This window comes from Novosphingobium sp. TK71, from assembly GCF_055361505.1.
This window is the reverse complement of the sequence record NZ_CM143962.1, coordinates 183,573-210,142: the sequence shown is the minus strand read 5'-3', so window position 1 is coordinate 210,142 and position 26,570 is coordinate 183,573. Positions and strand designations below refer to the sequence as shown.

The window sequence follows — 26,570 nt, the reverse complement described above, 5'->3', positions numbered from 1 at the left end:
TGACCTTGCGCCCCCGCTCGATCCCGGTCGAAAATTAGCTGGCGATCGCCCGTGAAGTCGCCGCATCGTGCATTCCGGCCGGGCTGCGCGGCAGATCGTCCAGCGGGTCGGGCGCCTCGTGCAGCGTCGCGGGTTCGTTCCAGGGTTCGCGCAGGAGGTCCATCTCGTCGAGCAACTGATGATTGACCTTGCGCACATCGTAGATTTTCTCGACGAGATCGCGCGAACGCGCCGCCATTCCCGCCACCAGTTGCGGAGCATCGACGAAGCGCTGCATCGCCGCCCGCAGAGCGCCGGCGTCGCGCGGCTTCACCAGGAAGCCGTTCTCGCCCTCGATCACCGGCTCCCGGCAACCGGGCATGTCGGTGGTGATGATGGGGCGCCCGGTGGCCATCGCTTCGAGGATCGTGCGCGGCAGCCCCTCGCGATAGTAGGACGGCAGCACGAAGACGGAGCACCCGGCGAGATAGGGCCGCACGTCGCTGGTTCCGGGAATGAACTGCACCGGGAACTGCCGCGCGAGGCGGGCGCATTCCACTTCGTCGATCCCGGTCGGATTGTCCCGCTCGTAATGGCCGAGCACGCAGAATTCGACGTCCGGATGGTCCAGCTTGATCTGCCTTGCCGCCTCAGCGAACTCGTAGATGCCCTTGTCGCGCATGAGCCGCCCCACCAGCAGGAAGCGAAGCCGGTTGCGCGGCAGCGGTTCGAGGTGGAACCTTTCGAGGTCGATACCGGAGCCGGGAACCTGGACCACGTTCTGGCGCGGCGTGACGATACCCAGGTCGATCATGTCCTTGCGGTCGTCGGCGTTGAACACGAAGACGCCGCGCGACCGGCGCACGGCCTCGCGGTAGAGCCGCGCCACCGCCCAGCGCAGCGCCTTGCCGGCGCCGCTCCCCTCGCTGAACACATAGCCGAGTCCCGACATCAGCGCGAAGAAGCGCGGGACGCAGAGCATCCGCGCGGCGATGCCGCCGTAGATGATCGGCTTCTGCGTATAGGCCAGAACGAGATCGGGCTTCTCCGCGGTCATCAGCCGCAGGTAAGCCGAAAGGAGGCTCGCATCCTTCACCGGATTGGTCCCCGTCCGGGCCATCGGCACGATTCGCAGGCCGACCCCCCAGGCCGAAAGGTCCGCCTCGACCGCCGGGTTCCGGTCAGGCGCCACCGCAATCACGTCATGCCCGTTCGCTTTCAGTTCGCGCAGCAGCGCTCCCCTGAAATTCGTGAGCGAATAGGCGAGACTGGACAGGACAAGTACCTTCATTGCGTAATCGAGCCCCAGGCTGACGGACGGTGCCGCTGCGGCGGGTCTGCGCAAGCCCCTCCCCGCGTGACCACCCGTCCTTGTCGACCGAATGATGGCCCCCGGGCCGCTGACCGCAAGCAACCTATCGGCTGATAGCCCATAGAGATGACTGGCGGCGATTAAGGGAGGGGCGGGAACCGGGACTGGCGCTCCATTGGAGGCATAGTTCTGCCCGACAGTCGAAATCGCCCCCTATTCGCAAGAGCCCCGGCAATTACGGCTGATGACTTCATGCACAAGTGCGCGGCCCGAGAATGGTCAATAGATCATGAACGACATGAGGCCCGACTGGGCAGTGGTACGTTTTCTCGCCGGGAAAAACCGCGCGTCACGCCAATACGGCCAAAACAAACGCGGCCGAACAAACGCGAAGGTCGAAACAATGAACCAAACCGCCGCGGGGGCCAGCGCCTCGTCGATGTCCTCCGGTTCCGCGAACAAGTTCCTCCGCGTGCGCAAGTTCGGCTCGTCCGAAGCGCGGTCGCGATCGTCGATCACCCAGTTCAGCCTGCGGCGCGCCTTTCGCAACACGGTGCTGATGACGATCGATTTCGTGGTGGTGGCCCTGACCCTGGCCCTCGCGTTCGAACTCATCGGCAAGACCGGCTTTCCCAAGTCCGACGGCCATCTCGGCGCAATCCTGTCGTTCGGGCTCGTGGTGGTGGGGGTGTTCTACACGGCGGGTCTCTACCGGCGGAGCTGGCGCTATTTCAGCTTTGCCCACGCCATCCAGCTGGCGATGCTGACCGCACCGTCCTTCGCGCTGGCCTGGGTGGCGATCCTGCTGGTTCCCGGCGTCCGCGCCGAGCATGGCCAGCTTCTGCAGATCGCGCTGGCACAGTGGCTGTTCGCGATGTCCGCGCTGTTCTTCGTGCGCGGCGCCCGGCGCGCCCTGCGCGAGAAGCTGACGCAGGGCGCCAAGGCGCTGCCCGCCTTTTCCGACGGCAAGAACCTGCGCGGCGCGCTGCTGGTCGGCTCTCCCGACTGGGTGCTCTCCATCATCGAGATGCTGAAGCGCGAATCGACGCCCAGCCTGTCGATCTGCGGCATCCTGCTGCCTTCGGTGAACGACACGCTGCTGCAGATCGCCAGCGTTCCCGTACTCGGCAGCCACGACGATCTTGCCCATGCCGTGGAGACGCTGGACCTTCAGGGACGGCGCCCATCGCTGGTGATCGCCTGCGACGACGGCACCGACCTTTCCAACCGCGAAATGGCGCGCCTCACCTCGCGCGCGCGCAATCTCGGCCTCGAACTCTCGCGCATTCGCGATGGCTGGAGCCATATCCTCCAGCGGAACCACGGCACATCGCCGGACGAGCTTTCGGTGAAGGACCTGCTTGGCCGCAGCGAATTCACGCTGGAGGGAGAGCAGATCACCAGCCAGATCACCGGCAAGTGCGTGCTCGTCACCGGCGCGGGCGGCACGATCGGCGGTGAACTGTGCTGGCAGCTCGCCAGCTTCCGCCCCTCGCGCCTCGTGCTGGTCGAGCATAGCGAATACCACCTCTACGCCATCGAGATGAAGCTGCGCGAGCAGTTCCCCGATCTCGATGTCCAGCCGGAGCTCTGCAACATCCGCGAGCGGGACGAAGTGCGCCGGGTGTTCGAGAAGCACAGGCCGGTGATCGTCTATCACGCCGCCGCGCTCAAGCATGTGCCCATCGTCGAGGCCAGTCCCTGCGCCGGGGTGCACACCAATATCCTGGGCACCCGGATCGTGGCCGATGCGGTCTGCGAATTCTCGGCCAAGGCGATGGTGCAGGTTTCCACGGACAAGGCGGTGAACCCGGTCGGCATGATGGGAGCGACCAAGCGCGTGGGCGAGCTTTACAGCCAGGCGCTGGACATGTGCGGGGTGGACGATGCCGATGCGCCGCGCTTCATGACCGTGCGGTTCGGCAACGTGCTGGGATCGAGCGGCTCGATCGTGCCGCTGTTCCACCGCCAGCTGCGCGAGGGGCGGCCCCTCACCGTGACGCACCCCGATATCGAACGCTTCTTCATGACCGTGCGCGAGGCGGTCCAGCTTATCCTGCAGAGCAGTTCCGCCGCGCTCAGCCAGAACTCCCAGCGCGGCACGATCTTCGTGCTCGACATGGGCAAGGCGGTGCGGATCGTGGACCTCGCCTACCGGATGATCCGGCTCTACGGGCTTCAGCCGGAGATCGACGTGCCGGTGGAATTCGTGGGCCTGCGCCCCGGCGAAAAGCTCTACGAGGAGCTGTTCGACATCTGCGAGGAACAGCTTCCCTCCGGCATCAAGGGCATCTTCGAGGCGCAGTCCAAGCCGATTCCCCTGCCCTTCATCTCCCGCAGCATCGACCGCCTCGCCCGCGCGGTGGAGCTGGGCGACCATACCGAGGCGCGCCGCATCACGCATACCCTGGTCAAGGTGCCGAGCGGAAGCGCGGGGTTCGAGGTGATCGAGAATGAAAGCCTGTCCGCCCCGCGCGGCGCCGGCGAACCGCTGAAGGCCTGAGGAGATGAAGCCGGTGAACCTTGCGTCCACGCCCGCATTGGCTCCGATCGAGGAACCGTCAGGCGGCCGTGCCGGAAGCGCCGGGGCCGCTATCCGGCCACGGCCGGTGCACAGCCGCTGGCCCCATCACGAACCCGACGAGATCGAGGCCGTGGCGCAAGTGCTGCGGTCCGGCAGGGTCAACGCCCTTGTCCATGGCACCGAAAATCGCGCGTTCGCAGCGGAATTCAGCCGCTTCATCGGAATGCCGGAAGGCATGTGCATCGCCAACGGCACGCTCACTCTCGAAGTGGCCCTGCGCGCGCTGGGGATCGGGCCGCGCGACGAGGTGATCGTTCCCGCGCGCAGTTTCTTCGCCACGGCAAGCTGCGTTCTGGCCGTGGGCGCGATCCCCGTCTTCGCCGATGTCGATCCGGTAAGCCAGAACATCGATCCCCGTTCGGCCGCGCGGCTGGTGAATTCCGCCACGAAAGCGATGATCTGCGTCCACCTTGCGGGCTGGCCCTGCGACATGGACGCGCTTGCGGAGCTTTGCGACACGCATGGCCTGCACCTGATCGAGGACTGCGCGCAGGCCCACGGCGCAACCTGGCGCGGGCGTCCGGTCGGCTCCTTCGGGGCGGCGGCGTCCTTCTCGTTCTGCACGGACAAGATCATGTCCACCGGCGGCGAAGGCGGCCTCCTGCTGTTTCGCGATCACCCGACATGGCTGCGCGCCTGGGCCATCAAGGACCATGGCAAGAACTACCTCAAGACCGTGGACGGCGGCGGCACGCCGGGCGCCTTCCGCTACGTTCACGACACGCCGGGCTCGAACTACCGGATGACGGAGATGCAGGCCGCGCTGGGCCGCTGCCAGCTCGCCAAGCTGCCGCGCTGGCTCGAAGCGCGGCGGCGCAATGCGCAGGTCCTGCTCGATCTCCTGGTGCAAGTGCCCGGCATCCTCCTGCCTGCCGTGCCATCCGAAGCCGGCCATGCCTGGTACAAGTTCTATGTCCAGCTGACGGACCCCGACGATATCGTGGAGGAACGCCGCCGTCTCGTGCTGGCGGGGCTGCTGGCGCGGGGAATCCCGGCGGGAAGCGGATCGTGCCCCGACATGAGCCGCGAGCACGCCCTTTCCGGCATCCCGATCCGCCGCGACGGGGGGCTGGGCAACGCGATCGGCCTGGGGAGACGGACGCTGATGTTCCCCGTCGATCACACGCTGAACACGGCAGACATGGAGCGCATCGCCGAAGGGCTGCGCGAAACGATGATGGAGACGAAAGCGCAATGAAGGCTCCCAGCTGGCATCCCGATTTCATCGTCATCGGCGCGGTCAAGGCTGCCACGACCTGGATACAGGCGCGCCTTCAGGAAAATCCGCAGATATTCATGCCCGACCCGGAACCCCATTACTTCAGTTCCGGATTCGATCACGGCGAGCAATGGTATCGCAGTTTCTTCAGAGACCGGCCCGAGACCGCGGAAGTGATCGGCGAGAAGTCCGCGGACTATCTCGCCCATCCGCTCGCCGCACACCGCATTGCCCAGACGCTCCCCGAGGCGCGGCTGGTGCTGCAGCTTCGCAACCCGGTGGCCCGTGCCTATTCGGACTACAAGATGTTCTTCCGCCGGGGACAGGCGAAAGGCCCGCCCGAAGATTACCTCCAGGGCGCCGAATCGCCTTATCCGCGGTTTCTGGAAGACGGCCTTTACGCCCGCCACTTGTCCCGCTGGTTCGACCTGTTCCCCCGCGAGCAGATCCTGATCTACCTTTACGAAGACGTGGCCGTTCACCCGCAGCGGATCGTCGAGGCGGTCTCGGCGCATATCGGCGTTGCCCCCGTGTTCCGGAAGGAAGCCGCGGCGGAACGCGAGAACAACAGCCAGGCCGCCATCCTGCCGCTGCCGCTCCGCAAGGCGCTGGCGCCGCTCAAGGACAGCGTGCGCCCACTGCGCGGCAAGCAGGTGTTCGAGAACGTGCGTTCCCTGCTGGCACGCGAGATAACCTATCCGCCGCTCAGCCCAGCCCTGCGCGAACGGCTCACCGATTACTACGCACGCGACATCGAGACACTGGAGGCGATCTGCGGGCTCGACCTGTCGCGCTGGAAGGCCACGGCCCGGAACACCGCCTGACCGCTCAGAGCCCCGGCAGCAGGCCGTTCACGGCAAGCAGTCCGGCGACCAGCGCCGTTACCTGCACGCCCACGATCAGGCGCAGGCGGTTCACGAATGGCTGCTTGCGTGTCTTGTGCCGCAGCATCCGCCGCGCGATCAGGGCCCCGGGGGAGCCACCGATCGCGGCATATGTGAGCAGCTTGGATTCCGGCACCCGGCGACCGCCACGGATCGCCCGCTCCTTGTCGAATGCGAAAGCCACGAAAGCAATGAAGTTCACGGCTCCGAAGTAGAGCCCCGCCAGATCAGCCTTGTCCATCCCCCCGCCCTTCTCAATTCAGCGGTGCCACGTCCACCGAGAAGAACATATTCTGCTGTGACGATCCCCTGAAAGTACCGTCCAGCGGTGCCACGTCCGAGTAATCGCGCCCCATGCCGATGAAGATATGGTCGGCATCGGCCAGCATGTCGTTCGTGGGATCGAAGCCGACCCAGCCCAGTTCCTCGCCGCACCACAAGTTGACCCAGGCATGCATGGCGTCCGCCCCGACCAGCCGGTCCCGGCCCGGCGGCGGCAGGGTGCGCAGGTAGCCGCTGACGTAAGCCGCCGGAATCCCGTGCGCGCGCGCGGCGATGATCATGATGTGGCTGAAGTCCTGGCAGACGCCGTGGCGGGCGTGAAAAGCCTCGATGGGGGGCGTATCGGCGGCGGTCGCCCCGGAATCGTAGGCGAACTGTCCATGGATCGCCGACATCAGCGCCCTGCCGGCTTCCATGACCGGCATCGCATCGTTGAGAAAGCCGCTGGCCCAGAGCGCGATGTCACGCTCCGGCGCGGCAATCGGCGAGGCGAAGATGTAGGACGCGGGGCCGCGCGCCGAGAGATCGGGCTTCTTCATCGCCCGCTCCCGCAAGTCGGCAAGCCCCGGCCCGCTCGATCCGGTGACGAAGAACGGCAGCGGCTCGCGCTCGACGATGAAGCGGCTCTCGATCCGAAGCTGGGCTATCGGCTTGCGCAACGCGAAGCGCGCCTCGTTGATGTAGTAGCCGCCTTCGCCGTCCACCACTTGCGCCGGCTGCGGATCGACGGTGAGCCGGTAGTCGCTCACCACCTGCCCGGGCCAGGCGGCGGGGCGCAGGCGGATGTTGAACTGCGCAAGCTGCACCGGCGCTGCATATTTCAGCGTGGTGAGGTGGCTGACCGAATAGCGCATCACAGCAGGGCCGTCCGTTTCTCCGCCTCGTCCGCCTCGAACTGGAGGAAATAGCGCGACGAGATCGCATCCGAGAGGCCGAGCAACTGCCCCTCGATCCCGGCCAGCCACTGCGAACCGGTATCCTGCGCATTCGCCGCCTGGACCTGCCCCAGCAGCGCGCGGGCAAGGCGCATCGGCGGTTCGGGCAGATTATCGTCGCGGACGCTCGGCAAGGCGGCCAGATGCTCGACGATACCGGCGATCTGGAACACCAGCGCACGGGGATTGTCGGGATCAAGCAGGACGAGATCGCGCACCGGCCCGGCCATCGGCCCGGTCAGGTAGCGTGTCCGGTAGATGATCTGGCTGTCGCACAGGTCCAGCAGGACACCGAGCGCGCCGTCTTTCTCCCCGCCCTCTTCCAGCTCGCCAAGTCGGCGCACCATGCGGCAGATGCCCTGCGCCCGCTCGATGCGCTGGCCGATTTCCAGGAACCGCCAGGCCGCGGAGCGCACCATGTTTTCAGAGACGAGACCCGAAAGCGCGCTGTAATGCTCCGTCAGCATGCGCACCGCCGCGAGCAGCGTGGCCGGACGATGGATATCGACAGGCGGCATCGGACGACTGACGAGCCGCCAGAAATCACGCGCGAAACGCTCCCGCAGGGACAGGCCCACGGCTTGGCGGCGGCGCATCAGCGCCGTCACGCCGCCGGGAAGCTGCGCTTCGACAAGAGCGGCTGCACAGATCGCGGCGGCCGGCCGGGTGGCCGCCGATCGCGGGATCACGGCGCCCTCCACCAGCAGTTCGACCAGCGCATTGGACACGCCGATCCGGTCGCTCACGCCCCCTTCGACCTCCACCGAACCGTCGAGCAGGGCGCGCAGCACCCGTGTAACGTACTGCGCCCGTTCGTTGTAGCGGCCGAACCAGTAGAGGTTGTCCGCCGCCTGGCTGGCAAGGATGCCGCCCCCGCGCGAGATCGGCGGTTCGTCGATGACACGGGGAACCTGGGCCGCATCCGGCGGCCGGTCCTCGATCACCCAGACGTCTGCCGAAAGATCACCCTCGCCCATCAGCGATGTCGGCAGCGCCTTGCCCGAGGAGAGGCGCGCGAACCCGCCGTGCATGACCGTCCAGTCCCCTTTCGCGTCGCGGGCCACGAAAGCGCGGACGGTGAAGGGGCGCGGTGCCAGTTCGCCATTTATGATCGCCGGGGTGGTGGAGAGATGCACGATCTCCTGCCCGCAATAGTCCATGGGCCGCCGGGAAAGCGCCTCCAGCAGCGCGGCCCGTTCGGCGCCTTCCAGTTCGGCCCCGGCCACGGGTTCGCGCCGCGCCAGCCCTTCGACCGGCTGGCCGAAGGCGGGAACGAGCGCAAGCTGGTCAAGCCGGGACGCCACGATCGCGCTCTCGGTCGCCTGTCCGCACCACCATGTCGCCACGTTCGGCAGCAAGGGTTCCTCGCCCAGCAGCACCCGGCAGAGACGCGGCAGGAATGCGGCGAAAGCGGGGCTTTCCAGCACTTCGGTTCCCGGCCAGTTGACCATGCCGACACCGCCCCCTGCCCAGGCCTCGAACAGGTTGGCCACGCCGAGTTCGGACTTGGCATCGAAGGAAAGCGGATCGAGCGCGGTGGTATTGATCCAGCGCCAGATCGCATCGACCCGCTTGGGCCCCGCGATGGTGCCGACCCAGAGCCGGTCGTCCATCACCGAAAGGTCCCGGCCTTCCACCAGCGGAAAACCGAGATAGCGCGCCAGATGGGCCTGTTCGGCATATGTCTGGTTGAACCGCCCGGCGGTAAGCAGGGCGATGCGCGGCGAATCCCGGCCGCAGGCGGCGACCATGCCCTCCCGCATCTGGTCGAAGAACTCGACGATGCGGCGCACGTGGCTCTCGGCCAGAAGGTGCCCGCCGGTCCGGGTCATGGCGAGACGGTTCTCCAGCGCGTAGCCGATCCCGCTGGACATGCGCACGCGGTCCTGCAGGACCCGCCACTGGCCGCGCGGGCCGCGCGCGAGATCGGCGGAATAGACCTGGATATAGCGCCCGTCGCGCGGGGCACGGCCAAGCATCTTGCGCGCGAAGAACGGGCTCCCCGCGATAACGGCGGCCGGCAGGTGGCCATCCTTCACCAGCTGCTGGGGTCCGTAGATGTCCGAGGCGAGACGCTCGAGCAGGTTCGCCCGCTGGACGAGGCCGCGCTCGATCCCCGCCCATTCGGACGCGCCGATCACCAGCGGCATGGCGTTGAGCGGCCAGTCCCGCTCCTCCTCGTCGCCAGTGACGCGGAAGGTCAGGCCGAGATCGGCGGCATGGCGCGTGACGGTGTCCTGCAGGACGGCGGGATCGCCCTCCGCCAGCGCCGAGAGGCCGGAAGCCACCGCGCGCCAGTGTGCCGCGACCGGCTCGGCCGCGTCGCCGAACAGGTCGCCGCCGGTCACCGCCACCGGATAGGCATCCAGCCAGCCCGTCGCGATTTCGGTCAAGCCGGCCGGCGGGCTGGAGGGCGGACTTGAGGACATGGCATCAGACTACGCGCGGCGGGCGGCGAAGGTCCAGCGAATACGGGAATTCGCCCGGTGCTTCTTCCGGCGGCACCGCCAGGGGCCCCGGAGAATGTCCGTGCGGCTGGAACCGCGCCTTGCGCCGGGCTTCGGCCTCGTAGCCGTTGATCGGCACATCGTCGTAATTGCGGCCTCCGGGATGCGCGACGTGATAGACGCAGCCTCCCAGCGACCGATTGTTCCACAAGTCGAAGATGTCGAACGTTAGCGGGGCATTGGACGCCAGCATGGGGTGCAGGCACTCGGCCGGCGCCCACGCCTTGTAGCGCACACCGCCCACCCCTTCGCCCGGCCCTGTCACGGTCAGCGGCACGCGCCGGCCGTTGCAGGAAATGACGTGGCGGCCGGGCACCAGCCCCGTCGCCCGCACCTGCAACCGTTCGGTCGAACTGTCGACATAGCGCACCGTGCCGCCGATCGCCCCGGTTTCGCCAAGGACGTTCCAGGGTTCGAGCGCATGGCTGATTTCAAGGCTCACGCCCCCGCCTTCCACTTCGCCGTGGACCGGGAAACGGAACATGCGCTGCGCCTCGAACCAGGCCGGATCGAACCGGTATCCCGCCCGCGAAAGGTCGCCAAGCACGTCGAGGAAATCGGCCCAGACGAAGTGGCCAAGCATGAACCTGTCGTGGAGCTGCGTACCCCAGCGCACCAGCGATCCGCCCTGCGGTTCCTTCCAGAACCATGCCGCAAGCGCACGCAGCAGGAGCTGCTGCGCCAGGCTCATCTTCGCATCCGGCGGCATCTCGAAGCCGCGGAACTCGACAAGGCCGAGACGCCCGGTCGGCCCGTCAGGGCTGAACATCTTGTCGATGCAGATTTCGGTGCGGTGCGTATTGCCGGTGACATCGACCAGCAGGTTGCGGAACAGGCGGTCCACCACCCAGGGCGGCGGAAGGTCGGCTTCCCCGGCTCCGGGAACCGGGCCCTGCACCTGCGCAAGCGCGATTTCGAGTTCGTAGAGCGCGTCATGCCGCGCCTCGTCGATACGGGGCGCCTGGCTGGTCGGGCCGATGAACAGGCCCGAGAACAGATAGCTGAGCGATGGGTGGCGCTGCCAGTAGGTCACGAAGCTCTTGAGCAGGTCCGGCCGGCGAATGAACGGGCTTTCGAGCAGGCTCGGCCCGCCCAGCACGATGTGATTGCCGCCGCCCGTGCCGATCGAGCGACCGTCCACCATGAACTTGTCGGCAGTCAGCCCCACTTCGCGCGCGCAGTCGTAAAGGGTTTCGGTGATTTCCACCGTCTCTCGCCACGATGCCGACGGGTGGATGTTCACTTCGATCACGCCGGGATCGGGGGTGATCTTCAGGACCTGCAGGCGCGGATCCGGCGGCGGCGGATAGCCTTCGATCCGGATCGGCATGCCGTGGGTCTCTGCCACCACCTCGACTGCGGCCACGAGTTCGAGATAGTCCTCCAGCCGCTCGGTCGGCGGAATGAACACCGCCAGATAATCTCCGCGCGGCTCCACGGTGATCGCGGTGCGCACCGCACCCTCGATGATCTGCTGCTCGACCACGTCCTGTGCGGCGTGGCCTCCTTCGGCCTGCTCCACCTGCTGCACGCGCAGACCATGGCGATCGGCGGCAGCTTCGCGCGTGTCATGGCCGCGCTCGACCACCTGCTCCCGGAAATCGGCAAGCGGCGAGCGCGGCTCGGCCGTATCGCGGGGGTGGATATAGGGATAGTCGGAAGGCGGCACATAGGGCAGCGATCCCAGCGGAAGCCGGTAGCCCAGGGCCGAATCGCCCGGCACGGCCGTCAGCACCTCCTTGCGTACCCGCCAGCGTTCGCTCTTCCAGCGCGGCACCGAAAGATCGGCCGCATTCCAGCGCTGCACCGGCAGGACATAGCCCACCGCCTTGTCGAGCCCGCGCCGGTAGGTCCGCACGAAACGACGGGCCAGTTCCTCGTCATCGACCTTGGGATCGAGCGGGGTGACGTTGAACGGAAGCTCCGCCTCCTTCTCCGCCCATTCCCCGGTATCCTCGTAGACCGGCTGGACGAAGCTCTGCTCCACGCCCAGCCCCCGCGCCGTCTCGCGCAGCAGCGTCTCGGCCACGGCGACATCGACGGTCGGCACGGGTTCCGCCTCTGCATCCCGGGCGCGTGGCTTCTCGTCCGCGATCAGCGAAGGGTCGCGCCAGATCGGCGTGCCGTCCTTGCGCCAGTAGATCGAGAATCCCCAACGCGGCAGGCTCTCGCCCGGATACCACTTGCCCTGCCCGTAATGCAGCAGCGATCCCGGCGCGAACTTCTCGCGCAGAAGGCGGATCAGCTTGTCCGCATAGGCCGCCTTGGTCGGGCCCACGGCATCGCCGTTCCATTCGCCCGCCTCGAAATCGGTATCGGCGATGAAGGTCGGCTCCCCGCCCATCGTCAGATTGGCGCGGGCAGCGTCAAGGTCCGCATCCACCCGGTCGCCCAGGTCGAGCAGGGCCTGCCAGCGCTCCTCGGTGAAGGGCTTGGTGATGCGTACCGCCTCGGCAATGCGGCTGACGCCCATCTCGAAGTGGAATTCGACTTCGGCCGGCTCCGCCATGCCCTCGATCGGCGTGGCGGACCTGTAGTGCGGCGCCGCGCAAAGCGGAATATGCCCCTCTCCCGCGAACATGCCGGAGGTGGCGTCAAGCGCGATCCAGCCCGCGCCGGGCACATAGGCTTCGGCCCAGGCGTGAAGGTCGGTCACGTCCTCCATCACGCCCTTGGGGCCGTCCTTCGGGATCACGTCGGCGACGAGCTGGATCGAATAGCCCGAGACGAAGCGCGCCGCAAAGCCGAGGCGGCGCAGCAACTGCACCAGGAGCCAGGCCGAATCCCGGCACGAGCCGATACCGGCGCCCAGCGTTTCCTCAGGGGTCATAACCCCCGTTTCCATGCGGATCACATAGCCGATGCGCTGCTGCAGCCTGTGATTGATATCGACGAGGAAATCGACCGTGCGCCCCGAGTACCCGGCGTGGGACGCCACCAGCGATTCGAACAGCTCGCCCTGCTCCTCCACCTCGAAATAGGCGGCGAGGTCCGATTTCAGGGTTTCGGGATAAACGAAGGGATAATTCTCCGCCTCCGGCTCCACGAAGAAATCGAACGGATTGATGACCGCCAGTTCGGCCAGCAGATCCACTTCGATCGAAAAATGATCGACCGGATCGGGGAACACCACCCGCGCCTGCCAGTTGCCATGGGGGTCCTGCTGCCAGTTGAGGAAATGTTCCGGCGGACTGATCTTCAGCGAATAGTTGGGCACCGCCGTGCGGCTGTGCGGTGCCGGGCGAAGCCGGATCAGCTGGGGACCGAGGCGCACTCGCCGCGAATAGCGGTAGCGCGTGAGATGGTGGAGGGCCGCCTTTATCATCGAAAGCGACTGTGCTTGAAACAATGCTGCACTGCAACGATGTTCCAACGATTGACGCCCGCATGACGATGAAATTGCGTATAAGACAATATTACCCGAGGATCGTCGTGATTGCCGCCAAACTGTCATCGTGGCATGCAAGGGCAATCGCCTAGGACGGAGCAGACGTGAAAACCAAGGATATGCTCGAAATTCGCGAAACACCCGAAGAACAGGAAACCTGCGAGATCGCGCAGCTTTCCACCCTGCCCGCCCGCTTCTTCAATCGCGAGCAGAGCTGGCTCGCGTTCAACGAACGCGTTCTCGCCGAAGCGACCAATCCGAACTATCCGCTGCTCGAACGACTCCGCTTCCTGTCCATCTCGGGCAGCAACATCGATGAATTCCTGATGGTGCGCGTCGCCGGGCTCGCCGGCCAGGTGCGCCGCCAGATCGAGGAGATCTCGATCGACGGCCTCACCCCGTCGCAGGCCATCGCCGCAACGCACGAGAAAGTGCTGCAGCTCGAACAGATCCAACAGGAAACCTGGGCGGGCCTGAAGGTCCAGCTTGCCGAGGAAGGTATCCGCGTCATCGGTGACGAGCGTCTCGATGCCGAGCGCGAGGCATGGCAGCGCGAATATTTCCTCGAACATGTCATGCCGGTCATCACCCCGCAGGCGATCGACCCGGCGCACCCTTTCCCCTTCGTGGCCAACCAGGGCATCGGCGTGCTCTTCGCGCTGACCCGCCTTGCCGACGATGCCCCGGTCATGGAAATGGTGCTGATCCCCGCGCCGCTGCCGCGCTTCGTGCGGATTCCGGGCGAGGAAGCGGCCTGGATCTCGATCGAGGACCTGATCTGCCGCAATGCCGACCAGCTGTTCCCCGGCTTCGGGGTGAACGGCCACGGCGTGTTCCGCATCCTGCGCGACAGCGACATCGAGATCGAGGAAGATGCCGAGGATCTCGTGCGCTATTATCGCACCGCGATCCAGCGCCGCCGACGCGGGCTTGTGATCGTGCTCCAATTGCAGGGCGCCTTCGATCCCTCGGCCGAGGAACTGCTGCGCAACCAGCTCGGTCTCGACAAGGCGCTCATCATGAAGACCGAGGGGCTGATCGGCTTCTCCGGCCTTTCCGTGATCTGCGACGAGGACCGCCCCGAGCTCAAGTTCGAACCCTATACCCCCCGCTATCCCGAGCGCATCCTCGAGCATGACGGCGACATCTTCGCCGCCATCCGCGAGAAGGACATCGTCGTCCAGCACCCCTACGAAAGCTTCGAGGTGGTGATCGACTATCTGCGCCAGGCCGCCCGCGACCCCGACGTCGTGGCGATCAAGCAGACGCTCTACCGCGCGGGCAAGCAGTCCGCGATCATTTCCGCGCTCATCTATGCGGCCGAACAGGGCAAGTCGGTCACGGCCGTCGTCGAGCTGAAGGCCCGTTTCGACGAGGAGCAGAACCTGCTCTGGGCCAGCCAGCTCGAACGTGCGGGCGTCCAGGTGATCTACGGATTCGTGGACTGGAAGACGCACGCCAAGGTCTCGATGATCGTGCGGCGCGAAGGCGATGGCTATCGCACCTACTGCCACTTCGGCACGGGCAACTATCACCCGATCACCGCGCGCATCTATACCGACCTGTCCTATTTCACGGCCGATCCCGCGATCGGCCGTGATGTGGGCAAGCTCTTCAACTTCATCACCGGCTATGTCGAGCCCAAGGTGACGGAGTGCCTGTCGATCTCGCCGATCTCCCTGCGCTCGACCTTGTACGAATGCATCGACGGCGAGATCGAGAATGCCCGTGCCGGCAAGCCCGCCACGATCTGGGCCAAGCTCAACTCGCTTACCGACCCGGACCTGATCGACCGGCTCTACGCCGCCAGCGAGGCCGGCGTGGAGATCGACCTCGTGGTGCGCGGCATCTGCTGCCTGCGCCCCGGCATCACCGGCCTTTCCGAGAATATCACGGTGAAATCCGTGATCGGCCGGTTCCTCGAACATTGCCGCATCTGGGCCTTCGCCAATGGCGCCGAACTTCCCAACCGCCGCGCCAGGGTCTTCATCACTTCGGCCGACGCCATGAGTCGCAATCTCGACCGCCGCGTCGAGGTCATGGTGCCAATCACCAACAAGACGGTGCACGATCAGGTGCTCGATCAGGTCATGCTGGCCAATCTGCTCGATACCGAACAGTCTTGGATCCTGCATCCGGACGGCACCTCGGAACGGGTGGGCGAGAGCGACAACCCGTTCAATCTCCACCGTTATTTCATGACGAACCCGTCCCTCTCGGGCCGCGGCGCTTCACTCGCCAGTGGACGAAAGGTACCAAAGCTCTCGCTAAGACGCGGTAATATCTGACATAGGGAACGCAGGTCGCCCGGAACCCGGGCCTATGCGATACGTCTGAACGGAATGATCGGCATCAGCCACAGCAGCGAAAAGCGCGCCATCATCGACATCGGCTCGAACACGGTGCGCCTCGTCGTATACAACGGGCCGCCCCGTGCGCCGGTCGTCGTCCTGAACGAGAAAGTGAACGCCCGGCTCGGGCGCGATCTCGGGAAGACCAGGGCGATCTCCGAAAAGGCGATGAAGACCGCGCTCGTCGCGCTTGGCCGGTTTGCCGGGCTACTCCGCCTGCTGGATGTGAAGGATGTCGAATGCGTGGCGACCGCCGCGGCGCGGGACGCTTCGAACGGCAAGGAATTCCTTGACGCCGTGCGCCAGCTCGGGCTCGAACCCCGCCTGCTTTCGGGCGAGGAGGAAGCCCGCGCCAGCGCCACCGGCGTGATCGCGGCCTTCCCCGGCGCTCGCGGCATCGCGGCCGATCTTGGCGGCGGCAGCCTCGAACTGGTGGAGATCGCCGATGGCGTGAGCAACGGCGGCATCACTCTCCCGCTCGGCACCCTGCGCCTGCCGGACCTTCGCGCAGCCGGCGAGGCAGCGTTTTCCGAAACCGTGCAAAGCCGCCTCCAGAAGGCGGGATGGAACAAGGGCCGCGGACAGCCGCTCTATATCGTCGGCGGTTCCTGGCGTGCGCTGGCGCTTCAGGCCATGCGCGCGCTCGACTTCCCGGTGGACGATCCGCACGGCTTCGAGCTGGAAGCGGCAGAGGCCCTGCGCCTCGCCCGCATCTTCGCGAAGGGCAAGCTGAACGACGTCGATCCGCGCATCTCCGGTTCACGCCTCGCCAGCCTGCCGGACGCCGCCGCGCTGATGGTCGAGGTTATTACCCGGCTGGAACCCTCCAAGCTGGTGTTTTCATCCTGGGGCCTGCGCGAGGGGCTGCTTCACGCCCAGCTTCCGGCCGAAATCCAGGCGCAGGACCCGATGCTGGCCAGCGTTGCCGGCTTCTCCGCCTCGGCCCGCGTCACCGCCGAGGATGCCATGGCCCTCGCCCGCTGGACCGCGCCGGTCTGCCGCGAAGAGCCGCAGGATCGCCAGTTGCGGCAGGCTTCCGGCCTGCTCGCCCTCGCCGCCATGCGCACCGAACCGAACCTGCGCACCGAGGAAGCCATGACCTGGGCTCTGCGCAAACGCTGGATCGGCCTCGACATGCACGGGCGCGGGATGATGGCGATGACCGTCTTCGCCAATTCCGGCCAGACCGAAGTGCCCGAGCAGTTCACCCGGCTCGCCGTTCAGGAAGACCTTGACCGCGCAATCGGCTGGGGCCTTGCCGTGCGCCTCTGCCGCCGCCTGACCGGCTGCACCGCGCAGGGCCTCGCGCGCAGTTCAATCCGCAGCGAAGACGGAAAGCTGATCCTTACACTCGGCGATTCCATGCGCCCGCTCTACAGCCCGGGCGTCGCCAAAGACCACAAGTCGCTGTCCGAATGGCTGGGGCTGGCGGCGACGGTCCATGATCCAGAGGGCAACGTCCTGATCGATTGACGGTGGAACGATCGCAGCGGCTGCCGAACTACCAGTCCTGCGCCATGGCCGGCAGTCTCTGCACAAGGAAATCGATCCACGCGCGGGTCTTGGCCGCAGGGCGCCGCGTCCGGTGCGTGACGGCGTGAACGGCGCCGAGATCCAGCAGTTCCGCTCCCAGGTCCAGTTCCACCAGTCGCCCATCGCCTATGGCGCGGTCCACGAAGAAGCGCGGGCCGTAGACGAGGCCCATGCCCGCCACCGCCGCCTGGGCAAGAACCTGCCCGTTGTTCGCATGGAGCGAGCCGCGCACCGCCACCGCGCGGCTGCCGTCCCGGCCGAAGCCCCAGCGCGTGGTGCCGGTCTCGTTGCCCAGCGTGTAGCCGAGGCAGTCATGCCCTGCCAGATCGTCCAGCGAATGCGGCGTCCCGCGCCTTTCGAGATAGGCGGGCGAAGCACAGATCGCCATCCGCACGGGCGCGAGCTTGCGGGCGACGAGATTGCTGTCCGCCAGTCGGCCGATGCGCACCGCGACATCCCAACGCTCCTCCAGCAGGTCGACCACACGGTCGTTCAGCCCCAGTTCCACGGTGACGGCAGGATGGCGTTCGTGGAACGCGGTGACGAGATCGACGAGGTAGGCGCTGCCGAAAGCGGCCGGCCCCGAGACGCGCAGCAGCCCCTCCACCGCCGCGGACTGGGCCATGGCCTCCGCATCGGCATCCTCCAGTTCCGCCAGCACGCGCTCGGCCTTGTCGAGATAGGCAGCCCCCACTTCGGTAAGCGCAAGGCGGCGCGTCGTGCGGTTCGCCAGGGTCGCGCCGAGGCGCTGTTCCAGCGCATTGAGGTGCTTGGCCGCCATCGCCGGAGACATCGAGAGATCGCGCGCCGCTGCCGAAAGGCCGCCCAGACGGATCGCCTTGACGAAAACCTCGATGCCCTTCAGCCGGTCCATTCAACACCTGTGATAAAAAGTCATTCAACAAACTGCATGATTATCACCAATCAGGAGAAGGTCTAGATCGGCTCTCGAAAGGAAGCCCCCCCATGAACCAGCCTTCGACGATCCCCTCCCCCCAGACCGCACCTTACGGCGCCTTCGTCCTGCGCGTGGCGCTCGGCACAGTGTTCCTCGCCCATTTCGCGCTCAAGCTGTTCGTCTTCACGCCTGCCGGAACCGCCGCGTTCTTTGGCAGTCTCGGCCTTCCCGGCGGCCTTGCCTATGTGACGATGGCGGCCGAACTTCTCGGCGGCCTTGCGCTGATCCTGGGCATCTACGCCCGCGTCGTTGCGCTGGCCTTGATCCCGCTGCTGCTCGGCACCATCGTGATGGTGCATGGAGCCAACGGCTTCTTCTTCGATTCCAAGGGTGGCGGCTGGGAATATCCCGCCTTCTGGTCGATCACCCTCTTCGTCCTCGCCCTGATCGGAGACGGTGCCCACGCACTGATCCCCACGCGGCGCTGAAAGGAACACGCACCATGACCCGCCAACCCAGCTTCTTCATTCCCCACGGCGGCGGCCCCTGCTTCTTCATGCCGGACCCGCAAGGCAACTGGGAAACGATGGCCGAGTTCCTGCGCGGCCTGCCCGCCCGCCTGCCCGAAGCGCCCAAGGCGATCCTCGTGGTGTCCGGGCACTGGGAAACGCACGGCTTCGCCTTCACCGGCGCCGAGCGACCCGCGCTGCTTTATGATTACTACGGCTTTCCGCAGCACACTTACGAGCTGCGCTTCGATGCCCCCGGCTCACCCTGGCTGGCAGCCCGCGCGAGCCAGCTCCTGCGCGAGGCCGGCTTCGCGGCAGCCGCCGATCCGCAGCGCGGGTACGACCACGGGGTGTTCGTTCCACTGAAGGTGGCGTGGCCCGCTGCGGATGTCCCTGTCGTGGAGATGTCGCTGGACCGTTCGCTCAATCCGGCAATGCACCTCGCCGCCGGGCAGGCCCTCGCCCCGCTGCGCGACGAAGGCGTGCTGATCCTGGGATCGGGCATGAGCTTCCACAACATGCGCGGCTACGGCAATCCGGCCTCGACCGCACCTTCGCTGGCATTCGACGAGTGGCTGACCGAGGCTGCCGAAGCCGGACCGGATGACCGGGCCAAGGCCCTGTCGCGCTGGGCGGATGCTCCCGGAGGGCGGTTCTCGCACCCGCGCGAGGAACACCTGCTGCCGCTGATGGTGGCTGCAGGTGCCGCACAGGGCGCCGGGGAAAAAGTCTACTCCGATATCGTGCTCAAGACGGCGATCTCGGCGTTCCGGTTCGATTGAGAAACATCGGGACAGGCAGGGGCCAGACCCCTGCCTGTCCTCAATGCAAGAGCTCGCAGCGGTTCCGTCCGCCCCGCTTCGCGGCGTAAAGCGGCCCATCTGCCGCCGCGAGCCAGTCCTCGACACTGGCGATCGCCGCATTCAGCGGGGCGATGCCGAAGCTGGCCGTGACACGGATCGTGCCGCCGCCCGGCAGCGTAATGTCACGGGCGGCAAGCGTCTCCCGAAAACGCTCCACCGCCGCAAGAGCATCGGACGGTTCGGTTTCCGGCAGGAGAACGGCAAACTCCTCGCCGCCGAGCCTGCCGAGGAAATCGACCGGCCGCGTCGAGCCGACCACCGTCGCCGCCATTTCGCGCAGGACCGCGTCTCCGGCCGGATGGCCATGCGTGTCGTTCACCCGCTTGAAGTGGTCGAGATCGATCAGCACGAGGCAGCACGGACGGCCGTAGCGCTGGAAGCGGGTCATCTCCTGCTTCGCCTTGTCCACGAAACCGCGCCGGGTCAGCGCCCCGGTAAGCTGGTCCCGCTCGGCGATGCGGCGCAGTTCCAGCTCGTTCATGACTATACGGGCGAAATTGGAGAGGATCGCCACTTCGGCTTCGTTGAAATCGCGCACCTTGTCGTCGATCGCGCAAAGGACGCCCACGTTGTAACCCTCCGGCGTCAGCAGCGGAATACCGGCATAGCTGCGCACGCCGGGCTCGGTCGCCACGAAGGGATTGTCGGCAAAGCGCGCGTCGAGCCGGGCATCGGAGATCAGGAACGGTGCGGTCTGCTGGATCGCATGCGTGCAGAACGAGACACTGCGCGGCGTTTCCGAAACGTCCAGCCCGCTGCGCGCCTTGAACCACTGGCGGTCGGCATCGACCAGCGTGACGGCGGCCATCGGCACGCGAAGCACGGCCCGCACCAGAGAGACGACATGCTCGAAAGCCTCCTCCGGCTCGCTGTCGAGCACTTCGAGGTTCTGCAGGGCGGCAAGGCGGCCCTGCTCGTCGTTCAGGATGGTTTGCGGGAGCATCGAGGAGGCGTTCCGACCGCGCCGCCCCGTCGCAAGGGTGGCAATGTTGAACCAGAGACCGGCTCCCGGCAGATAGTCCTGCCGTGCGAACCGGTCGCGAAAGGGCGCGCGAGCCTCACCTGGCCGAATCCCGGCAACGGCTCCCCGATTCCCCGTACACATCCATAGTGCAGGATTAAATTTCTTAAAACGCAAGACAGCCTCGACACGGCGTATCCCGGGCGAAATCGGGCGGACATCGCAGCCACAATGGCTGCATCGGCGCGATCAGGGCAGGATCTCTATCGCGGTTCCATCGCCGACCGATTCCCAGAGGAATTCGATCTCGTCATTGGAAACGGCGATGCACCCATCGGTCCAGTCGCCCGGCACCCGGCCTTGCGGCAGGGAGTTGGGCTGCCCGTGAATCATGATCATCCCGCCCGGCGAACGCCCGCGCGCCTGTGCATAGGCGCGGTCCTGCGGGCCGGGATAGGAGATGTGGAGCGAGAGGTGATAGGCGCTGGCAGGGTTGCCCCAGTCGATCTCGTAGCGCCCCTCGGGGGTTCGCTCGTCGCCCTCGAAGCGCTTGGGGCCGGTCGGCTCGTCGCCCAGCTGGATATGCTCGATCCTGTGAACGAGCCGGTCGCCGGACCAGAGTTCCATGAACCGCGCCGCCTTGCGCACGCGGATCAGGTCGATTTCGGGAAGCGGCGGCGCAGGCTCGGCGTCGGCGGCGCCGATACCGAGCAGTAGCAGGAGCGGCGCGAGTCTGGACCCGCGCCGCACCGGATCAGTCCTGGAAAGGATCGCGCACGAGGATGGTATCCTCGCGCTCGGGGCTGGTCGAAACCAGTGCCACCGGGGTTTCGATCAGTTCCTGCACGCGCTGGATGTACTTGATCGCCTGTGCAGGCAGATCGGCCCAGGAACGGGCGCCGGCGGTGGTGCCCTGCCAGCCGTCCATTTCCTCGTAGATCGGCTCGACATTGGCCTGATCGGCGGCGTGGCTCGGGAAATAGTCCAGAACCTTGCCGTGGAGGCGGTAGCCGGTGCAGATCTTCACCTTCTCGAAGCCGTCGAGAACGTCGAGCTTGGTGAGAGCGATGCCGGTCACGCCCGAGATCGCGCAGGACTGGCGGGTCAGCACCGCGTCGAACCAGCCGCAACGGCGCTTGCGGCCGGTGACGGTGCCGAATTCATGGCCGCGTTCGCCCAGGCGCTGGCCGGTTTCGTCTTCCAGCTCGGTCGGGAACGGACCCGAGCCGACGCGGGTGGTGTAGGCCTTCACGATACCGAGCACGAAGCCCGTCGCCGCAGGACCGAGGCCCGAACCCGAAGCCGCCGTGCCCGAAACCGTGTTCGAGCTGGTGACGAAGGGATAAGTGCCGTGATCGACATCGAGCAGCACGCCCTGCGCGCCTTCGAACAGGATGCGGGCGCCGGCCTTGCGCACCTTGTTGAGGCGCTTCCACACCGGCTGCGAGAACTGGAGCACGAAGGGCGCGATCTCGCGCAGTTCGGCGAGCAGCGCTTCACGGTCCACCGGCGGCTGGCCGAAACCGGCGCGCAGTGCGTCGTGGTGGGCGCAGAGACGGTCGAGCTGCGGCTCAAGCGCATCGAGGTGCGCAAGATCGCAGACGCGGATGGCGCGGCGGCCGACCTTGTCCTCGTAAGCCGGGCCGATGCCGCGTCCGGTGGTGCCGATCTTGCCCGAACCGGCAGCCGATTCGCGCAGACCGTCGAGATCGCGGTGAAGCGGCAGGATCAGCGGGCAATTGTCCGCGATCGCAAAGTTATCGGGATTGATCTCCACGCCCTGGCCGCGCAGCTTCTCGACTTCCGACTTGAGGTGCCAGGGGTCGAGGACGACGCCGTTGCCGATGATCGACAGGGTGCCGGTGACGATGCCCGAGGGCAGCAGCGAAAGCTTGTAGACCTGCTCGCCCACGACCAGCGTGTGGCCGGCGTTGTGGCCACCCTGGAAGCGGACCACGGCATCGGCGCGGCTTGCCAGCCAGTCGACGATCTTGCCCTTGCCCTCATCGCCCCACTGGGCACCGATCACGGTTACGTTAGCCATGGATATACTCCTCCACCCTGCCTCGGTGGATCCAATAACGCCCTTCGACAGGACTCGGCGATATGGATTGTCATTAGGGCGGAAGCGCCCCGGCTTTTCGTTGGGCGCCCTAGGGGCAAGCCCCCCGGCTAGTCAAGAGCGCGCTCAGGCCAGCGGTATCGCTTCCGCGCCTTCCAACAGGTGCGAACAGCCCAGCGCGACCGGATCGTCGCTTTCGGAAAGCGCCGCCACGGTGGCCCAGCCCACCGCGCGCTGCTGCCCGGCGATGCGCGGATCGTGCCCCAGCGGCAGGAACAGCTTGCGCTGCACTGGCGGCTCGGTGGCCAGCAGGTCCACCAGCGGGTCCGGATAGAGCGAGAAGCCGGTCGCGGCTTCGGGGTGGTGCCCGGTCTGGCCGAGGATGCGATAGGTGCCGCCGCGCCCCAGGCTGCCGGAGATACCCTCGGCATAGATCGTGAAGCCGAACCACGACTGGTACTCGAAGCCATGACGCTCCGAAGGGTCGAGTGTGATGCGCGCCTTGTCGCCCAGGCGCGCCGCGATTTCGCGAAGCCCGGCGATCCGGCTGGCCAGCGCGCCGCCGCTGACACCCTCCGGGGCATCGAAGGCGGCCAGTCGCTCGATCGCGGTGGCGAAGGGGCCGACGGCGTAGAGCAGTGGCAGATAGGCTTCGCCGCCAACATCCACCAGCCCGCCTGCGTCCTTGGCGTCCAGCATCTGGCGCACGGCCTCTATCCGGCCCTCGGGCAGCGGCAGCGCTTCCGCCGACAGCGCGTCAACGAGGTCCGGCATCGTGAAGTCCACCGAAATCCCGGTCGCGCCCGCTGCGCGAAGGGATTCGATCGCCAGTTCCACGATCTCACCGGCGGCGGCAACAGAATCGGTGCCGATCAGCTCCGCGCCGAGCTGAAGACGTTCGCGGCGCGGGTCGAGCCCGTCGCCCTTGATGGTGCAGACCTGACCCGAATAGGACAGGCGCAGCGGGCGCGGCGCCTCGGCAAGGCCGGTGGCGGCGATGCGGGCGACTTGCGCTGTCATGTCCGAGCGCAGCGCGAGCATCCTCATCGACACCGGATCGACGAAACGGAACATGCGCCGCACCTGCACGCCGGCCATGCGGCTGGCGAGCGCCTTTTCGAATTCGATCAGCGGCGTCTCGACGCGTTCGTAGCCATGGCTGGTCAGCACGTCATGCGCCATGCGGCGCACTTGCTGGGAGGCCCAGGCCTGCTGCGGAAGACGGTCGCCCAGTCCTTCGGGCAAGAGATCGCGGTCGTTGTCCTGCATGATGGTCGGGGCCTTAGCGGGATGAGGAAGAATTGTCGATTGGTTGCTGAAAGCAGCCCGTTCAGGCACATTTTCGCAAAGGAAAAGGGGCCGGCACTTGCGCACCGGCCCCTTCCGTTGGGAGCTTGTAAATCCGCCCGATCAGACGAACTTGAGCGCCTTCACGGTCTTCACACCCGGCAGCGAAGTGGCTGCCTTGAGCACGTCTTCCGACACGGCGCTGTCAACCGAGAGCAGCAGAACCGCCTCGCCGCCGGTATCGCGGCGACCGAGGTTGAAGGTGCCGATGTTGATCGCGTTTTCGCCCAGCAGGGTGCCGATACGGCCGATGAAGCCCGGCGCGTCCTCGTTGACGATGTACATCATGTCACCGGCGAGTTCGGCTTCGACCTTGATGCCGAACATCTCGACCAGACGCGGCTCGCGGTTGTTGAACAGCGTGCCGGCCACCGAACGCTCGCCCGCTTCGGTCTTCACCGAGACGCGGATCAGCGTGTGGTAGTCACCCTCGCGCTCGGTCTTCACTTCACGCACTTCAAGGCCGCGCTCCTTGGCGAGGAACGGCGCATTGACCATGTTCACGGTGTCCGACTGTACGCGCATGAAACCGGCCAGCACGGCGGCGGTTATCGGCTTCTGGTTCAGTTCGGCAGCCGCGCCTTCGACGTGGATCGAGATGCGGGGAACCGAATCGCGGGTCAGCTGGCCAACCATCGAGCCGAGCATTTCCGCCAGCTTCATGTAAGGCTTCAGCTTCGGCGCTTCCTCGGCCGAAAGCGAAGGCATGTTGAGCGCGTTGGTGACGCCGCCGTTGACCAGGAAGTCGGCCAGCTGCTCGGCCACCTGAAGGGCCACGTTGACCTGCGCTTCGGTGGTCGATGCGCCAAGGTGCGGAGTGCAGATGAAGTTCGGCGTGCCGAACAGCGGCGAGTCCTTGGCGGGCTCGGTCTGGAACACGTCGAGCGCGGCACCGGCAACGTGGCCGTTGTCGAGCATGGTCTTCAGCGCGGCTTCGTCGATCAACCCGCCACGGGCGCAATTGACGATGCGCACGCCCTTCTTGGTCTTGGCCAGGTTCTCGGCCGAGAGGATGTTGCGGGTCTGGTCGGTCAGCGGCGTGTGCAGCGTGATGAAGTCCGCCTTCTCGAGCAGGGTGTCGAGATCGGCCTTTTCCACGCCCATTTCCACGGCGCGTTCCGGGGTGAGGAACGGGTCGAAGGCGACGACCTTCATCTTCAGGCCCAGCGCGCGGCTGGCGACGATCGAGCCGATGTTGCCGGCACCGATCAGGCCCAGCGTCTTGCCGGTGACTTCAACGCCCATGAAGCCGTTCTTCGGCCACAGGCCCGCTTGCGTCTGGGCGTTGGCTTCGGGGATCTGGCGGGCCAGTGCAAAGATCATGGCGATGGCGTGTTCGGCGGTGGTGATCGAGTTGCCGAACGGGGTGTTCATCACCACGACGCCCTGGGCCGAAGCGGCCGGGATATCGACGTTGTCGACGCCGATACCGGCGCGGCCGATCACCTTCAGGTTCTTCGCGGCGGCGAGGATTTCCTTGGTGACCTTGGTCGACGAACGGATGGCAAGGCCATCATAGTCGCCGATGCGGGCGATCAGCTGCTCGGGCGTTTCGCCGGTGATGACGTCTACGTCGCAGCCACGGATCTCGAAGATACGGGCGGCATTGGGGTCCATCTTGTCCGAAATGAGGACGCGGGGCTTGGTCATGGAATTTTTCCTTCACTCGTCATCCCAGCGCAGGCCGGGATCGCAGGCCGCAAGCGCGGCGCTCGGTTGGAAGCGGTCCCAGCTTTCGCTGGGACGACGTTGAAAATCAGGCGGCAGCCTTGACGGTGGCGTAGGCCCAGTCGAGCCACGGTCCCAGCGCCTCGATGTCGGCGGTGTCCACGGTCGCGCCGCACCAGATGCGCAGGCCCGCAGGGGCATCGCGGTATCCGGCGACGTCGTAAGCCGCGCCTTCCTTTTCGAGGACGGCGGCAAACTTCTTGATGAAGTCTGCATCCGCACCTTCGACCGTAAGGCAAACCGAGGTCTTCGAACGCGTGCCGGAATCAACCGCAAGGTGGCCAAGCCAGTCACGCTCGGCAACGATCTTGTCCAGCGCGTGGGCATTGGCGTTCGAACGGGCCTTCAGTCCTTCGAGACCGCCGAGACCCTTGGCCCATTCCAGAGCGAAGATCGCATCCTCGACGGCGAGCATCGAGGGGGTGTTGATGGTTTCGCCCTTGAACACGCCTTCTGCCAGCTTGCCCTTCGACACAAGCCGGAACACCTTGGGAAGCGGCCAGGCCGGGGTGTAGTTCTCCAGACGCTCGACCGCGCGGGGGCCGAGGATCAGGACGCCGTGGCCGCCCTCGCCGCCCAGAACCTTCTGCCAGGAGAAGGTGGCAACGTCGATCTTGGACCAGTCGATGTCGTAGGCGAAAACTGCCGAAGTGGCGTCGGCGAAGGACAGGCCTTCACGGTCTGCCGGGATCCAGTTGGCATCCGGAACGCGCACGCCCGAGGTAGTGCCGTTCCAGGTGAAGAGCACGTCGTCGGACCAGTCGATCTTGTCGAGGTCGGGCAGCTGGCCATAGTCGGCGCGGAACACGGTGGGTTCCAGCTTGAGCTGCTTGACGGCGTCGGTAACCCAGCCCTCACCGAAGCTTTCCCAGGCAAGCGCGGTCACGCCGCGAGCGCCGAGCATGGTCCACATGGCCATCTCGAAGGCGCCGGTGTCCGAACCGGGGACGATACCGATGCGATGCGTATCGGGCAGCTGCAGAACTTCGCGCATCAGATCGATACAGTACGCAAGGCGCGTCTTGCCGATCTTGGCGCGGTGCGAGCGGCCGAGAGCTTCGGTGTTCAGTTTTTCGGGGGCATATCCGGGCGGCTTGGCGCAGGGACCGGAAGAGAAGTGCGGACGCGCAGGTTTGCGCGCGGGAACGCTAATAATATCAGTCATTTCTGACTCTCCTTACAGAGAGCTCGCGCGGCGTTGGGACCGCGTGGCCCGGCGCCGCGTCTA

19 protein-coding genes are annotated in these 26,570 nt (G+C 66.3%); 7 read left to right on the top strand and 12 right to left on the bottom strand.

Annotation, left to right across the window (positions count from 1 at the left end):
• Positions 1–34: 34 nt before the first annotated feature.
• Positions 35–1,324 (bottom strand): glycosyltransferase family 4 protein, encoded by a 1,290-nt coding sequence (locus ACXJ16_RS00905; RefSeq protein ID WP_185996871.1) that lies wholly within the window; start codon positions 1,322–1,324, stop codon positions 35–37.
• 370 nt (positions 1,325–1,694) lie between these two features.
• Between ACXJ16_RS00905 and ACXJ16_RS00900 the strand changes: the two genes are divergently transcribed.
• Genes ACXJ16_RS00900 through ACXJ16_RS00890 form a run of 3 tightly spaced genes read left to right on the top strand, consistent with a single transcriptional unit; the run spans position 1,695 to position 5,918 of the window.
• Complete coding sequence (locus ACXJ16_RS00900) at positions 1,695–3,794, top strand: nucleoside-diphosphate sugar epimerase/dehydratase (protein WP_324696422.1); 2,100 nt, start codon at positions 1,695–1,697, stop codon at positions 3,792–3,794.
• Between the two features lie 13 nt (positions 3,795–3,807).
• Complete coding sequence (locus ACXJ16_RS00895) at positions 3,808–5,073, top strand: DegT/DnrJ/EryC1/StrS family aminotransferase (RefSeq protein WP_324696424.1); 1,266 nt, start codon at positions 3,808–3,810, stop codon at positions 5,071–5,073.
• The gene (locus ACXJ16_RS00890; RefSeq protein WP_054436311.1) at positions 5,070–5,918 is read left to right on the top strand and encodes a sulfotransferase family protein; all 849 of its coding nucleotides are present in this window, start codon (positions 5,070–5,072) and stop codon (positions 5,916–5,918) included. Before ACXJ16_RS00895 ends, ACXJ16_RS00890 begins: the two co-directional genes overlap by 4 nt.
• Positions 5,919–5,922: 4 nt before the next feature.
• Here the strand turns inward: ACXJ16_RS00890 and ACXJ16_RS00885 are convergent, their stop codons facing one another.
• Genes ACXJ16_RS00885 through ACXJ16_RS00870 form a run of 4 tightly spaced genes read right to left on the bottom strand, consistent with a single transcriptional unit; the run spans position 5,923 to position 13,027 of the window.
• Entirely contained in the window at positions 5,923–6,219 is a 297-nt protein-coding gene (locus ACXJ16_RS00885; RefSeq protein ID WP_185996867.1) for a DUF1294 domain-containing protein, read from the bottom strand.
• A 13-nt stretch (positions 6,220–6,232) separates the two neighbouring features.
• A complete protein-coding gene (locus ACXJ16_RS00880; RefSeq protein ID WP_185998706.1) occupies positions 6,233–7,114 on the bottom strand; it encodes a transglutaminase family protein in 882 nt (293 codons plus the stop codon).
• On the bottom strand, positions 7,114–9,624 hold the full coding sequence (locus ACXJ16_RS00875; protein WP_420719846.1) for a circularly permuted type 2 ATP-grasp protein: 2,511 nt from the start codon (positions 9,622–9,624) through the stop codon (positions 7,114–7,116). Before ACXJ16_RS00875 ends, ACXJ16_RS00880 begins: the two co-directional genes overlap by 1 nt.
• Before the next feature lie 4 nt (positions 9,625–9,628).
• Positions 9,629–13,027 (bottom strand): transglutaminase family protein, encoded by a 3,399-nt coding sequence (locus ACXJ16_RS00870; protein WP_463921009.1) that lies wholly within the window; start codon positions 13,025–13,027, stop codon positions 9,629–9,631.
• Positions 13,028–13,209: 182 nt separating this feature from the next.
• On the opposite strand from ACXJ16_RS00870, the gene ACXJ16_RS00865 reads away from it, so the two are divergent.
• Both ACXJ16_RS00865 and ACXJ16_RS00860 read left to right on the top strand, forming a co-directional pair.
• Entirely contained in the window at positions 13,210–15,378 is a 2,169-nt protein-coding gene (locus ACXJ16_RS00865; RefSeq protein WP_185998705.1) for an RNA degradosome polyphosphate kinase, read from the top strand.
• Between the two features lie 54 nt (positions 15,379–15,432).
• Positions 15,433–16,914 (top strand): Ppx/GppA phosphatase family protein, encoded by a 1,482-nt coding sequence (locus ACXJ16_RS00860; protein ID WP_463921007.1) that lies wholly within the window; start codon positions 15,433–15,435, stop codon positions 16,912–16,914.
• Positions 16,915–16,942: 28 nt separating this feature from the next.
• On the opposite strand, the gene ACXJ16_RS00855 is transcribed toward ACXJ16_RS00860, so the two are convergent.
• Positions 16,943–17,848, bottom strand: a complete 906-nt coding sequence (locus tag ACXJ16_RS00855) for a LysR family transcriptional regulator (protein WP_185996863.1) — start codon at positions 17,846–17,848, stop codon at positions 16,943–16,945.
• Between the two features lie 92 nt (positions 17,849–17,940).
• Between ACXJ16_RS00855 and ACXJ16_RS00850 the strand changes: the two genes are divergently transcribed.
• Both ACXJ16_RS00850 and ACXJ16_RS00845 read left to right on the top strand, forming a co-directional pair.
• A complete protein-coding gene (locus ACXJ16_RS00850) occupies positions 17,941–18,360 on the top strand; it encodes a DoxX family protein (RefSeq protein WP_324696435.1) in 420 nt (139 codons plus the stop codon).
• Between the two features lie 14 nt (positions 18,361–18,374).
• Entirely contained in the window at positions 18,375–19,163 is a 789-nt protein-coding gene (locus ACXJ16_RS00845; RefSeq protein ID WP_324696437.1) for a DODA-type extradiol aromatic ring-opening family dioxygenase, read from the top strand.
• A 40-nt stretch (positions 19,164–19,203) separates the two neighbouring features.
• Here ACXJ16_RS00845 and ACXJ16_RS00840 read toward each other — a convergent pair whose 3' ends face one another.
• From ACXJ16_RS00840 to ACXJ16_RS00815, 6 genes are all read right to left on the bottom strand, one after another.
• The gene (locus ACXJ16_RS00840; protein WP_185996861.1) at positions 19,204–20,187 is read right to left on the bottom strand and encodes a GGDEF domain-containing protein; all 984 of its coding nucleotides are present in this window, start codon (positions 20,185–20,187) and stop codon (positions 19,204–19,206) included.
• Positions 20,188–20,454: 267 nt separating this feature from the next.
• On the bottom strand, positions 20,455–20,955 hold the full coding sequence (locus ACXJ16_RS00835) for a L,D-transpeptidase family protein (protein WP_054436319.1): 501 nt from the start codon (positions 20,953–20,955) through the stop codon (positions 20,455–20,457).
• A gap of 4 nt (positions 20,956–20,959) precedes the next feature.
• The gene (locus tag ACXJ16_RS00830) at positions 20,960–22,249 is read right to left on the bottom strand and encodes an adenylosuccinate synthase (RefSeq protein WP_054436320.1); all 1,290 of its coding nucleotides are present in this window, start codon (positions 22,247–22,249) and stop codon (positions 20,960–20,962) included.
• Positions 22,250–22,393: 144 nt separating this feature from the next.
• Entirely contained in the window at positions 22,394–23,536 is a 1,143-nt protein-coding gene (locus ACXJ16_RS00825; protein WP_324696438.1) for an ATP phosphoribosyltransferase regulatory subunit, read from the bottom strand.
• Positions 23,537–23,677: 141 nt separating this feature from the next.
• The gene (serA, locus tag ACXJ16_RS00820; protein ID WP_054436322.1) at positions 23,678–25,264 is read right to left on the bottom strand and encodes a phosphoglycerate dehydrogenase; all 1,587 of its coding nucleotides are present in this window, start codon (positions 25,262–25,264) and stop codon (positions 23,678–23,680) included.
• 106 nt (positions 25,265–25,370) lie between these two features.
• Entirely contained in the window at positions 25,371–26,507 is a 1,137-nt protein-coding gene (locus ACXJ16_RS00815) for a phosphoserine transaminase (protein ID WP_054436323.1), read from the bottom strand.
• Positions 26,508–26,570 lie beyond the last annotated feature (63 nt).

Bases quoted from the DNA above. Each gene is read 5' to 3' on its own strand.
- ACXJ16_RS00845 (WP_324696437.1), top strand. From the start codon at position 18,375: ATGACCCGCCAACCCAGCTTCTTCATTCCCCACGGCGGCGGCCCCTGC.
- ACXJ16_RS00880 (WP_185998706.1), bottom strand. From the start codon at position 7,114: ATGCGCTATTCGGTCAGCCACCTCACCACGCTGAAATATGCAGCGCCG.
- ACXJ16_RS00865 (WP_185998705.1), top strand. From the start codon at position 13,210: ATGCTCGAAATTCGCGAAACACCCGAAGAACAGGAAACCTGCGAGATC.
- ACXJ16_RS00855 (WP_185996863.1), bottom strand. From the start codon at position 17,848: ATGGACCGGCTGAAGGGCATCGAGGTTTTCGTCAAGGCGATCCGTCTG.
- ACXJ16_RS00840 (WP_185996861.1), bottom strand. From the start codon at position 20,187: ATGCTCCCGCAAACCATCCTGAACGACGAGCAGGGCCGCCTTGCCGCC.
- ACXJ16_RS00830 (WP_054436320.1), bottom strand. From the start codon at position 22,249: ATGGCTAACGTAACCGTGATCGGTGCCCAGTGGGGCGATGAGGGCAAG.
- ACXJ16_RS00825 (WP_324696438.1), bottom strand. From the start codon at position 23,536: ATGCAGGACAACGACCGCGATCTCTTGCCCGAAGGACTGGGCGACCGT.
- serA (WP_054436322.1), bottom strand. From the start codon at position 25,264: ATGACCAAGCCCCGCGTCCTCATTTCGGACAAGATGGACCCCAATGCC.
- ACXJ16_RS00870 (WP_463921009.1), bottom strand. From the start codon at position 13,027: ATGATAAAGGCGGCCCTCCACCATCTCACGCGCTACCGCTATTCGCGG.
- ACXJ16_RS00900 (WP_324696422.1), top strand. From the start codon at position 1,695: ATGAACCAAACCGCCGCGGGGGCCAGCGCCTCGTCGATGTCCTCCGGT.
- ACXJ16_RS00890 (WP_054436311.1), top strand. From the start codon at position 5,070: ATGAAGGCTCCCAGCTGGCATCCCGATTTCATCGTCATCGGCGCGGTC.
- ACXJ16_RS00815 (WP_054436323.1), bottom strand. From the start codon at position 26,507: ATGACTGATATTATTAGCGTTCCCGCGCGCAAACCTGCGCGTCCGCAC.
- ACXJ16_RS00875 (WP_420719846.1), bottom strand. From the start codon at position 9,624: ATGTCCTCAAGTCCGCCCTCCAGCCCGCCGGCCGGCTTGACCGAAATC.
- ACXJ16_RS00885 (WP_185996867.1), bottom strand. From the start codon at position 6,219: ATGGACAAGGCTGATCTGGCGGGGCTCTACTTCGGAGCCGTGAACTTC.
- ACXJ16_RS00860 (WP_463921007.1), top strand. From the start codon at position 15,433: ATGATCGGCATCAGCCACAGCAGCGAAAAGCGCGCCATCATCGACATC.
- ACXJ16_RS00850 (WP_324696435.1), top strand. From the start codon at position 17,941: ATGAACCAGCCTTCGACGATCCCCTCCCCCCAGACCGCACCTTACGGC.